Here is an 11214-nt window from a genome sequence, read left to right as displayed (position 1 = left end):
GCTCCGGGGCGGACTGGTGCCAGATGACGCCCGCCCCGCCGCGACCTGGCCCAGCTGCTGCCGTTCGTGGTGATCGGGCTCGGCGTGCTGCTGCTCCAGGTGGTGGCGTTCAACTCGGTGGGCGCGGCCGGCACGGCCGGCTGGCTGGTGGCGATCATCGCGGTCGGCGCGGGCGTCATCTGGCACCAGTCCGCCCCGGAGCGCCGCCGGCAGTGGGGTGACTCGCCAGTGCCCTGGCTGGGCGCGGTGGTGGAGGAGAGCGACAGGCGCGCGTTCGTGCTGCGCTTCATCGGCGGCGGCGTACTCGTCGCGGTGGGCATCATCGGCGTGGCGGCCGTCTACTCGCCGGCGCAGAACTTCGACGCGGTGCTCAACGGCGTGATCTTCGCGCTGGTCGGGCTGGCCGGCGTGGGTGTGGTCACCGGGCCGGTGCTCTGGCGCACCTGGAACCAGCTCCGCTCCGAGCGGGAGGGCCGCATCCGTGAGCAGGAGCGCGCCGAACTGGCCGCGATGGTGCACGACCAGGTCCTGCACACGCTGGCCCTGATCCAGCGCAACGCCAGCGACGTCAAGACGGTGCAGCGGCTGGCCCGGGGTCAGGAGCGCTCGCTGCGCAACTGGCTCTACAAGCCGGCCGCCTCGCCCACCGAGCGCTTCGCGGCCGCCCTGGAGCAGGCCGCCGCCGAGGTGGAGGACACGTTCGCCATCACCGTCGAGGTGGTGGTGGTCGGCGACCGGGAGACCGACGAGCGGGTGGGCGCGATCGTGGCCGCCGCCCGGGAGGCCCTGGTCAACGCGGCCCGCCATGCCGGTGTGCAGACCGTGTCGCTGTACGCCGAGGTGGAGCCGGAGCAGGTGAGCGTGTTCGTCCGGGACCGGGGCAAGGGCTTCGACCCGGATACGGTGGAGAATCACCGGCACGGCGTCCGGGGCTCGATCATCGGACGGATGAAGCGGCACGGCGGCCGGGCGGAGATCCGGTCCGAGCCGGGGGAAGGGACCGAGGTCCGGCTGATCCTGCCGATCAGCGGCTCCGGCTCCACGGCGGAAAGGGACAAGTGACATGTCCGAGCAGGAACCGGTCGAGGGTACGGCGCCGAGCGGGCCGCTGCGGGTGTTCCTCGTCGACGACCACGCGATGTTCCGGGCCGGCGTCCGCGCCGAGCTGGGCACGCGCGTGGAGGTGGTCGGTGAGGCCAGCTCGGTGGCCGAGGCGGTGACCCGGATCGCCGCCACCGCTCCGGACGTGGTGCTGCTCGACGTGCACATGCCCGACGGTGGTGGCCGCGCGGTGCTGGAGGCGATGCGGCGTACCCATCCGCAGGTGCGGTTCCTGGCGCTGAGCGTCTCCGACGCCGCCGAGGACGTGATCGGCCTGATCCGCGCCGGCGCGCGGGGGTACGTCACGAAGACGATCTCGCCGGAGGAGCTGACCGACGCGATCCGGCGGGTGGCCGACGGCGACGCGGTGTTCAGCCCGCGGCTGGCCGGGTTCGTGCTCGACGCGTTCGCCTCCCGGCCGGACGCGCCGGTGGCCGACCCCGAGCTGGACCAGCTCACCAACCGCGAGCGCGAGGTGCTGCGGCTGCTCGCCCGGGGGTACGCGTACAAGGAGATCGCCAAGGAGCTGTACATCTCGATCAAGACGGTCGAGACGCACGTCTCCAACGTGTTGCGCAAGCTCCAGATGTCGAACCGGTACGAGCTGTCCCGGTGGGCCGCCGACCGCCGGCTGGTCTAGGAACCGACGCCCGCCCGGGGGCGGGGCCTCGGCGACCTCGTACCCCGGGGGTGCCGGTGGTGCCCGCTCGGTCGGCATGGCATCATCCGGACGGACAAAAAACCCGGCAGCCGGGTGCCCGCGAAGGGGGCCGACGCCGGCGCGGTGAACGTCACAGCCTCCCGTGTCGCAGGGACGTCCGTCGACCTGTCTGTGCCCGTCTTGCCTGTTCAGGGCCCTATCGTCCGTGCGCTTTGTGATCTTTTCTCAAGTATCGGCAACGTGGCGACCAACTAACGGCTTGATAACGGCACCTTCACGGAAAGGGCCGGTTGGTGTCACAGTGGCAGCACCTCACCCCCCGGTGTGAGGCATCTCGTCGGGCCTGCCGACCACGTGACGCCGTCTTTCGCGCCGCTGCGTGGTCGCCGACCCTGCGCGGTGTCTCGTCCAGGGTGTGGCGCCCGGCGGATCGGTACCCCTGGGGTGTCCCGAATTCCTCTGCGGTAAACCGGCGTCCTGCGGTTCGGGTCGCCGGTGGTGTCACCCCCAAAGACGTGCGTGAAACTCACGACGGAACCAGGTTAGAAAGAGGAGGCCCCTCGGAATGAGAGTCTCGAAGCGGGCGAGCGGCGCGCTCGCGGTGGGCGCGGCATTCGCGCTCGTCGCGTCCGGCTGCTCCAGCGGGAACAACGACGGTGGCGACGCCGGCGCCAGCAAGGACGGCGCGATCGTCATCGACGGCACCCAGCCGGAGAACCCCCTGGTTCCGGCGAACACCACCGAGACCGGTGGCGGCGCGATCATCGACTGGATGTGGAGCGGTCTGGTCGAGTACCCCAACAACGGTGGGGCGCCGCAGAACCTGCTCGCCGAGTCGATCGACACGAGCGACTCGAAGGTCTTCAAGGTCAAGATCAAGCAGAACACCAAGTTCCACGACGGCACCACCGTCAAGGCCGAGAGCTTCGTCAAGGCCTGGAACTGGGCTGCGTACGGCCCGAACGGCGCGCAGAACGCCTCCTTCTTCTCCGACATCCAGGGCTTCGACGAGGTCTACACCGAGGACCCGGACGGCCCGGACGGCCCGAAGAAGGCCCCGGAGCCGAAGGCCAAGGAGATGTCCGGCCTGAAGGTCGTCGACGACTGGAACTTCGAGGTCACGCTCTCCGCGCCGACCGCCGTGTTCCCGACCAAGCTGGGCTACAGCGCCTTCATGCCGCTGCCGGACGCGTTCTTCTCGTCCACCCCGGCCGACTTCGGCAAGAAGCCGATCGGTAACGGCCCGGTGAGCCTCGTCTCCTGGCAGGACGACGTCGAGATCAAGCTGACCCGCTTCGACGACTACAGCCTGCGCGACAAGATGAAGATCAAGGACGTCACCGTCAAGATCTACCAGGACGACGTTGCCGCCTACAACGACCTGGTTTCTAACAACCTGGACTTCCAGCAGCAGGTTCCGGTCTCCGCGCTGGCCGGTGAGAAGTGGAAGACCGACCTGGCCGAGCGGGCCATGGCCTCGACGACCCCGTCGACGGGCATCATCGCCTTCCCGATCTACGACAAGCGCTTCCAGAACCCGAAGCTGCGCAAGGCGATCTCGCTGTCCATCGACCGGCAGTCGATCACCGACAAGATCTTCTTCGGTAACCGCAAGCCGGCCGACAGCTGGGCCAACCCGCTGACCCCGGGCGCCGAGCCGGGCAACTGCACCGCCTGCAAGTTCGACGTGGCCCAGGCCAAGCAGCTCCTCCAGGAGGCCGGTGGCTTCCAGGGCAAGCTGACCCTGTCGTACAACGCGGACGCCAGCCACAAGGAGTGGATGGAGGCCGTCGCCCAGCAGATCAAGACCAACCTGGGCATCGACGCGGTTGCCGTCGGCGTGCCGACCTTCGCGGTCTTCCGCGCCAACATCAACGCCTACAAGATGACCGGTGCCTACCGGGCCGGCTGGCAGCAGGACTACCCGGACGTCGAGAACTGGATCAACCCGCTCTACGTCACCGGTGGTTCCTCGAACGACGGCAAGTACAGCAACCCGCAGGTGGACGCCCTCGCCAAGGAGGCCTCCGCGGCCCCCAGCCTCGAGGAGGCCCACAAGAAGTTCGCTGAGGCCGTCAAGCTGATCGACCAGGACGTCCCCTCCATGCCGATCTACTTCGGTGGCCAGCAGTCCGGCCACTCGGAGAAGATCAAGAAGCTGGAGCTGACCAACGTCGGTGAGCTCGACATCACCTCGGTCGAGCTCTGATCCGAACGGTCTGACCCCGGGTCGGGCTCGCCTACCGGTGAGCCCGGCCCGGGGCCGTTCCGCGAGGGGGTGTACAACGAACCCCTCGCAAACGTTGTCGCCGCCGCGCCGGCCCGCCCCGGCGCTCCCTGTCTGGAGGACCACCCCATGGGCCGTTATCTCTTGAGACGGCTGCTGCAACTCGTGCCGGTGTTCATCGGTACGACGTTCCTGATCTACTGGCTCGTCTGGTCAGTGCCCGGTGACCCCTTCGCCGGCAAGTGCGGCGACCGCGGTTGCCCGCCGAACTACCGCGCCATGATGACCGAGAAGTACAACCTCGACGAGTCGATCTGGGTGCAGTACGCCAGCTACATGAAGAACCTTCTGCAGGGTGACTTCGGTATCACGTTCGGCGGTCGCGAGATCAGCGACATCATCGCCACGTCGTACCCGAACACCCTGAAGCTGGCGGTGGTCGCCCTCGCCATCGAGGCCGTGATCGGTCTCGGCGCCGGCATCCTGACCGGCCTGCGGCGCAACGGCTTCCTGGACAACCTGGTCCTGGTCTCCACCCTCTTCCTGATCGCCCTCCCGGTCTTCGTCATCGGCTTCGTGCTGCAGTGGCTGCTCGGCGTGAAGTGGGGCATCATCAACCCGACCGTGTCCAACGAGATGCGGTTCAGCGAACTGATCGTGCCGGGCTTCGTGCTCGGAAGCGCATCGATGGCGTACATCGCCCGGGTGGCGCGTACGAGCATCGCCGAGAACCGGCGTGCCGACTACGTCCGCACCGCGATCGCCAAGGGTCTCCCGATGCGCCGCGTGGTCGGCGTGCACCTGCTGCGCAACTCGCTCATCCCGGTGGTCACCCTGCTCGGCACCGACCTCGGCGCGCTGATGGGTGGCGCGATCGTGACGGAGGGCATCTTCGGCATCAACGGCATCGGCCGGCAGGTGCTCCGCTCGATCGTCACCAAGGAGAGCGCTACCGTTGTCGGCATCGTTGTGGTGCTGGTGCTCGTCTATCTCATCATGAACCTGGTGGTGGACCTGCTCTACGCCGCCCTCGACCCGAGGATCCGCTATGAGTGACCGCCGCAGCGTACGAAACGTCCCAGCAGTCTGCGCGGGCAACCACGCCCGTGCCGAGCGCAGCGAGGTACGGGCATGAGTGACCCGAATACCGCGTCGATCGTGTCGACGCCGCCCGCGACCATGCCCACCGAGGCGGGGTCGGGCGCGCCCACCAACGCGGGCCTGCCGGAGAGCGCGAAGCAGAACAAGCCGCGTGGCCTGCTCGGTGACGCCTGGATCGACCTGCGCCGCAAGCCGCTGTTCTGGATCTCGGCGACGATCATCCTGGTCTTCCTCGTGATGGCGGCCTTCCCGTGGCTGTTCACCTCCGGCGACGCGGTGAACGGCTCGCTGGACCGCAGCCGGGTCGAGCCGTCGTCGGCCGCCTGGTTCGGCTACGACGTGCAGGGCCGCGACGTCTACGCCCGGGTCATCTACGGCGCCCGCGCCTCGATCGTGGTGGCTGTGGTCTCCACCTTCCTGACGCTGCTGGTCGGCGGCACGATGGGCATCATCGCCGGCTACCGCGGCGGCTGGGTGGACGCGCTGCTCTCCCGCATCGCGGACATCTTCTTCGGCCTGCCGTTCGTGCTCGGCTCGATCGTCATCCTGACCACGTTCAACGGGTCCGGCTCCGACAACGGCGAGTGGACGATCATGGGCCTGGTCATCATGTCCCTGAGCGTGCTGAGCTGGCCGGTCGTGATGCGGCTGATGCGCTCCTCGGTGCTCGCCACCAAGGAGGCCGACTACATCGTCGCGGCCCGCGCGCTCGGCGCCGGCACCGGCCGGATCATCCTCAAGCACCTGCTGCCGAACTGCCTGGCCCCGCTGCTGGTCTACGGCACGATCATGGTCGGCTCGTTCATCGGCGCGGAGGCCACGCTCTCGTTCCTGGGCATCGGCCTGAAGAGCCCGGTCGTCTCCTGGGGCATCATGATCAGCGAGGCGCAGAACTACATCCGGGTCTCGCCCTACCTGCTGTTCTTCCCCTCCGCGTTCCTCGTCGCCGCCGTGCTGAGCTTCGTCATGCTCGGCGAGGCGGTCCGCGAGGCCCTCGACCCGAAGCTCCGTTAGGGGAACTGAGTTGTCCGACATTCTCGTGTCCGAGCAGTCCTCGCCGGGCGCCGACGGATCCGGCCGCCCCTCGGGTCGGCTGCTCGAGGTCGACGACCTTCGGGTGGAGTTCCGCACCCGGGACGGCGTCGCCAAGGTCATCAACGGAGTCACGTACCACGTCGACGCGGGGGAGACCCTCGCCGTGCTCGGCGAGTCCGGCTCCGGCAAGAGCGTCACCGCGCAGACCATCATGGGCATCCTGGACACCCCGCCCGGCTTCGTCACCGGCGGCAAGGTCCGCTTCCACGGCAAGGACATGCTCACCATGTCCCCCGAGCAGCGGCGGCGGATCCGGGGCGAGGGCATCGCCATGATCTTCCAGGACTCGCTCTCGGCCCTCAACCCGGTTTTCACAGTCGGCTTCCAGATCGCCGAGCAGTTCCGCATCCGCCGCGGCATGAGCCGCTCGGACGCCAAGAAGCGCGCGATCGAGATGCTCGACCAGGTGAAGATCCCCAACGCCAAGGGCCGGTTCAGCAACTACCCGCACCAGTTCTCCGGCGGTATGCGGCAGCGCGCCATGATCGCCATGTCGCTGGCGCTGGACCCCGAGGTGCTGATCGCCGACGAGCCGACCACCGCGCTCGACGTGACAGTGCAGGCCCAGATCATGGACCTGCTCGGCGAGCTCCAGCGGGAACGGCAGATGGGCATGATCCTGATCACCCACGACCTCGGCGTGGTCGCCGACGTCGCGGACCGGATCGCGGTCATGTACGCCGGCCGGATCGTCGAGGAAGCCGACGTCTACGACCTGTACCGCAAGCCGGCACACCCGTACACGCTCGGCCTGCTCAACTCGATCCCGCGGATGGACGAGAAGGGGCAGGAGCTCCGGACCATCAAGGGCCTTCCGCCGAACCTGATGAACATCCCGACGGGCTGCGCGTTCAACCCGCGCTGCCCGATGGCGCAGCCGATGTGCCGGGAGAAGGTCCCGCCGCTGCTGCAACTGGGCAACGGCCGGGCCAGCGCCTGCCACTTCGCCGAGGAACTGGTGAACCGTGACTGAGAACATCATCGAGGTCCGTGACCTGGTCAAGCACTACCCCGTGACCCGGGGCGTGGTGTTCAAGAAGACCATCGGTCAGGTCAAGGCGGTCGACGGCGTCTCCTTCGACCTCAAGGCCGGCGAGACGCTCGGCGTGGTCGGCGAGTCCGGCTGCGGCAAGTCGACGCTGGCCCGGGTGCTGATGAACCTGGAGAAGCCGACCGGCGGCCAGGTGCTCTACAAGGGCCAGGACATCTCCAAGCTCTCCGGTGGCGCGCTGCGGCGGCTGCGCCGGCAGATCCAGCTGGTGATGCAGGACCCGTACACCTCGCTGAACCCCCGGATGACGGTGGGTGACCTGATCGGCGAGCCGTTCGAGATCCACCCCGAGGTGGCCCCGCGCGGCAGCCGGCGCAACAAGGTCAAGGAGCTGCTCGACCTGGTCGGCCTCAACCCGGAGCACATCAACCGGTACCCGCACCAGTTCTCCGGCGGTCAGCGGCAGCGCATCGGCATCGCCCGGGCGCTGGCGCTGCGGCCCGAGGTGATCGTCTGCGACGAGCCGGTGTCGGCCCTGGACGTCTCGATCCAGGCTCAGGTGATGAACCTGCTGGAGAAGCTCCAGGCCGAGTTCGGGCTGTCGTACGTCTTCATCGCCCACGACCTGTCCGTGGTGCGGCACCTCTCCGACCGGGTCGCGGTGATGTACCTGGGCAAGATGGTGGAGATCGGCACCGAGGACGAGATCTACGAGCGGCCGACCCACCCGTACACCCAGGCACTGCTGTCGGCGGTGCCGGTGCCGGACCCGACCGTGCGGGAGAGCAAGGCGATCATCCGGCTCCAGGGCGACGTGCCCTCGCCGGTCAGCCCGCCCTCGGGCTGCCGGTTCCGCACCCGGTGCTGGAAGGCGCAGGACGTCTGCGCCCAGGAGGTGCCGCTGCTCCAGATCCGGCCGGGCTCGGACCACCCGAGCGCCTGCCACTTCGCGGAGAAGCGGGAGATCGTCGTCACCCACGAGGTGGCCTGATCCGTTCCGGACCGCCTGCCGGCGTCAGCTCGACGCCGGCAGGCGGTTCGTCGTCTCCGTGGCCGTCACAGCGCCTCCGTGGCCGTCACAGCGGGCCGCGGCCGGCGCGCAGCAGCAGGAGCGCGAGCTGGGTGCCGTCGGCGCCGAGTTCGGACCGGAACCGCTCCAGGATCTCCCGCTCGCGGGAGAGCACCAGCCGGGTGCCGCCGGACGCCATCCGGGTCGCGCCGACCTCCTGGGAGAGCGCTGCCCGCTCCTGCCAGAGCGCGATGAGGGTGCGGTCGATCTCGTCGATCCGCCGCCGGATCTCGCCGATCCGTTCCGCCGCCGCCGCGTCGTCGGTGCCGGTCCGGGCCGCCGCGGCGCCGGTCGGGTCGCCGCCGGCCGTCCGGTCGTGCCGCGCCAGGCTGCCGCTGGACTCCACCACGTCAGTCATCATCGTCGTCCCTCTCGGGGCTCGGGCCCGGTACCCGGATCCCGGGACGGAAAAGCCCCGGGCTCGGGGAGCCCGGGGCGTTTCGTAGGTCTGTGATCAGGCGCGACCCACGGCTGCCGGACTCCCGGTGCCGTAGTAAAAGTAGAAGCGCTGATCGAACACGTCGTCGAGTATGCCGACCACCCGGGCGGGCGCGCAAGAAGACGCACCAACAGGTGAGACGTGACGGTGTGCGCCGGGCGGCGGCGCGGGCGGGGAAGTGTCCGCCCGGCGGCATAGACTCGGGCTGCGATGCATCCTCTCTTCGACATTCCCACATCCCCGCCCGCGCCGGAGTCCCCGCCCGCGCCGGAGTCCCGGCCGACCCCGCCGCGCCGTCCCGGGGGCGCCGGGTCGGACCCGGCCGCCCTCCTCGACGGCCTGAACGGCCCCCAACGGGACGCGGTGACCCACGCCGGCTCCCCGCTGCTGATCGTGGCCGGCGCCGGGTCCGGCAAGACCCGGGTGCTGACCAACCGGATCGCCTACCTGCTCGCCGCCCGCGACGTGCACCCCGGCGAGATCATCGCGATCACGTTCACCAACAAGGCCGCCGGTGAGATGAAGGAGCGGGTGGCCGCGCTGGTCGGCCCGCGCGCCCGGCTCATGTGGGTCTCGACGTTCCACTCCGCCTGCGTACGCATCCTGCGGGCCGAGCACGAGCACGCCGGCCTGAAGTCGACGTTCTCGATCTACGACGCGGACGACTCGCGCCGGTTGATGCAGATGGTCGCCCGCGAGCTGGATCTGGACCCGAAGCGCTACCCGGCCCGGGGCCTGGCCGCCCAGGTGTCGAACCTGAAGAACGAGCTGGTCGACCCGGAGGAGTTCGCCGGCCGGGCCAAGGGGCCGAACGAGCGGGCGCTGGCCGAGGCGTACACGCTCTACCAGCGGCGGCTGCGCGAGGCGCACGCGCTGGACTTCGACGACCTGATCATGACGACTGTGCACCTGCTCCAGTCGCACCCGCACGTGGCGGAGAGCTACCGGCGCCGGTTCCGGCACGTGCTGGTGGACGAGTACCAGGACACCAACCACGCCCAGTACGTGCTGATCAAGGAACTGGTCTCCGGTACCGAGGGGATCCCGCCGGCGGAGCTGTGCGTGGTCGGTGACGCCGACCAGTCGATCTACGCGTTCCGCGGCGCGACCATCCGCAACATCCTGGAGTTCGAGCGGGACTTCACCGACGCCCGCACGATCCTGCTGGAGCAGAACTACCGCTCGACCCAGACCATCCTCAACGCCGCCAACGCGGTGATCGACCGCAACACCTCTCGCAAGCCGAAGCGGCTGTGGAGCGACGCCGGGTCCGGCGAGCAGATCGTCGGGTACGTCGCCGACACCGAGCACGCCGAGGCCGACTGGGTGGCCCGGGAGATCGACCGGCTGGTCGACGACGGCGAGACCCGCCCGGGCGACGTGGCGGTGTTCTACCGCACGAACGCCATGTCCCGTGTGTTCGAGGAGGTGTTCATCCGGGTCGGCCTGCCCTACAAGGTGGTCGGCGGGGTGCGCTTCTACGAGCGCAAGGAGGTCCGCGACGCGCTCGCGTACCTGCGCGCCGTGGTCAACGACGACGACACGGTCAGCCTGCGCCGGGTTCTCAACACCCCGCGCCGGGGCATCGGCGAGCGGGCCGAGGCGTGCGTGGAGGCGCTGAGTGCCCGGGACCGCATCTCCTTCGGCGCCGCGTTGCGCCGGGCCAAGGACGCGCCGGGCATCTCCACCCGGGCGGCGAACGGCATCGCCGAGTTCGTCGCGTTGCTCGACGCGGCGCGGGAGCTGGCCGGCACCGGCACCCCGGAGGAGGTGCTGGAGGCGGTGCTGACCCGCTCCGGCTACCTGGCCGAGCTGGAGGAGAGCCTCGACCCACAGGACGCCGGCCGGGTGGACAACCTCCAGGAACTGGTGAGCGTCGCCCGGGAGTACACCGAGCGGATCGAGGCGCTCGGCGCCGACGACGAGCGAGCCACGCTCGCCGGTTTCCTGGAGCAGGTGGCGCTCGTCGCCGACGCCGACCAGATCCCCTCTGACGACCCGGACCACCAAGGGGTGGTCACGCTGATGACGCTGCACACCGCCAAGGGCCTGGAGTTCCCGGTGGTCTTCCTGACCGGCCTGGAGGACGGCGTCTTCCCGCACCTGCGCTCGCTCGGCGACACCCGCGAGCTGGAGGAGGAGCGGCGGCTGGCGTACGTGGGCATCACCCGGGCCCGCCAGCGTCTCTACCTGTCCCGCGCGGTGACCCGGTCGGCCTGGGGCGCGCCCGCCTACAACCCGCCGTCGCGGTTCCTGGAGGAGCTGCCGCCCGAGCTGGTCCGCTGGGAGCGCACCGAGGGGTCGTACACCTCGTGGGGCGGCGGAGGCGGGGGCGTCGGCGGCCGGGCGGACCGGCTGGGCCGCGGCGGCTTCGCCGGCGGCACGCCCAAGGCGACCGAGCTGGCGAAGCGGCTGGGCGTGGACGCCAGCCGGCTGGCCACCGCGAGCGAGCTGAAGCAGGCCCCGAAGGTCGCGGTGGGCGACCGGGTCAACCACCAGCGGTACGGCCTGGGCCGGGTGCTGGCGGTGG

8 protein-coding genes and 1 pseudogene are annotated in these 11214 nt (G+C 69.7%); 8 read left to right on the top strand and 1 reads right to left on the bottom strand.

Features of this window, described 5'->3' with window-relative positions:
- Positions 1 to 30: 30 nt before the first annotated feature.
- From ABD52_RS33420 to ABD52_RS33390, 7 genes and pseudogenes are all read left to right on the top strand, one after another.
- A pseudogene (locus ABD52_RS33420) lies at positions 31 to 1062 on the top strand (sensor histidine kinase); the annotation flags it as partial.
- Between the two features lies 1 nt (position 1063).
- On the top strand, positions 1064 to 1741 hold the full coding sequence (locus tag ABD52_RS33415) for a response regulator transcription factor (RefSeq protein ID WP_013473634.1): 678 nt from the start codon (positions 1064 to 1066) through the stop codon (positions 1739 to 1741).
- A gap of 586 nt (positions 1742 to 2327) precedes the next feature.
- On the top strand, positions 2328 to 3971 hold the full coding sequence (locus ABD52_RS33410; RefSeq protein ID WP_047894361.1) for an ABC transporter substrate-binding protein: 1644 nt from the start codon (positions 2328 to 2330) through the stop codon (positions 3969 to 3971).
- 147 nt (positions 3972 to 4118) lie between these two features.
- On the top strand, positions 4119 to 5045 hold the full coding sequence (locus ABD52_RS33405) for an ABC transporter permease (protein ID WP_013288523.1): 927 nt from the start codon (positions 4119 to 4121) through the stop codon (positions 5043 to 5045).
- A gap of 75 nt (positions 5046 to 5120) precedes the next feature.
- Entirely contained in the window at positions 5121 to 6104 is a 984-nt protein-coding gene (locus ABD52_RS33400) for an ABC transporter permease (RefSeq protein ID WP_013288522.1), read from the top strand.
- 25 nt (positions 6105 to 6129) lie between these two features.
- Positions 6130 to 7158 carry an ABC transporter ATP-binding protein gene (locus ABD52_RS33395; RefSeq protein WP_013288521.1) on the top strand — a complete coding sequence of 343 codons (1029 nt, stop codon included), beginning with the start codon at positions 6130 to 6132 and terminating at the stop codon, positions 7156 to 7158.
- On the top strand, positions 7151 to 8167 hold the full coding sequence (locus tag ABD52_RS33390; protein WP_013288520.1) for an ABC transporter ATP-binding protein: 1017 nt from the start codon (positions 7151 to 7153) through the stop codon (positions 8165 to 8167). Before ABD52_RS33395 ends, ABD52_RS33390 begins: the two co-directional genes overlap by 8 nt.
- Before the next feature lie 85 nt (positions 8168 to 8252).
- Here the strand turns inward: ABD52_RS33390 and ABD52_RS33385 are convergent, their stop codons facing one another.
- Positions 8253 to 8606 carry a chorismate mutase gene (locus tag ABD52_RS33385; RefSeq protein ID WP_030269423.1) on the bottom strand — a complete coding sequence of 118 codons (354 nt, stop codon included), beginning with the start codon at positions 8604 to 8606 and terminating at the stop codon, positions 8253 to 8255.
- Between the two features lie 288 nt (positions 8607 to 8894).
- Between ABD52_RS33385 and pcrA the strand changes: the two genes are divergently transcribed.
- Positions 8895 to 11214: DNA helicase PcrA (pcrA, locus tag ABD52_RS33380; RefSeq protein ID WP_047894360.1), on the top strand; the 2320-nt coding region annotated here is incomplete at its 3' end.

The sequence above is a fragment of the Micromonospora sp. RV43 genome (assembly GCF_001029515.1).
GTDB classification, from domain to species: domain Bacteria; phylum Actinomycetota; class Actinomycetes; order Mycobacteriales; family Micromonosporaceae; genus Micromonospora; species Micromonospora aurantiaca.
Note: the sequence above shows the minus strand (reverse complement) of the source record. Positions and strands in the feature narration are given on the sequence as shown.

Excerpts from the sequence above, each read along its gene's own strand:
- ABD52_RS33415 (WP_013473634.1), top strand. The coding sequence starts at position 1,064 with ATGTCCGAGCAGGAACCGGTCGAGGGTACGGCGCCGAGCGGGCCGCTG.
- ABD52_RS33410 (WP_047894361.1), top strand. The coding sequence starts at position 2,328 with ATGAGAGTCTCGAAGCGGGCGAGCGGCGCGCTCGCGGTGGGCGCGGCA.
- ABD52_RS33405 (WP_013288523.1), top strand. The coding sequence starts at position 4,119 with ATGGGCCGTTATCTCTTGAGACGGCTGCTGCAACTCGTGCCGGTGTTC.
- ABD52_RS33400 (WP_013288522.1), top strand. The coding sequence starts at position 5,121 with ATGAGTGACCCGAATACCGCGTCGATCGTGTCGACGCCGCCCGCGACC.
- ABD52_RS33385 (WP_030269423.1), bottom strand. The coding sequence starts at position 8,606 with ATGATGACTGACGTGGTGGAGTCCAGCGGCAGCCTGGCGCGGCACGAC.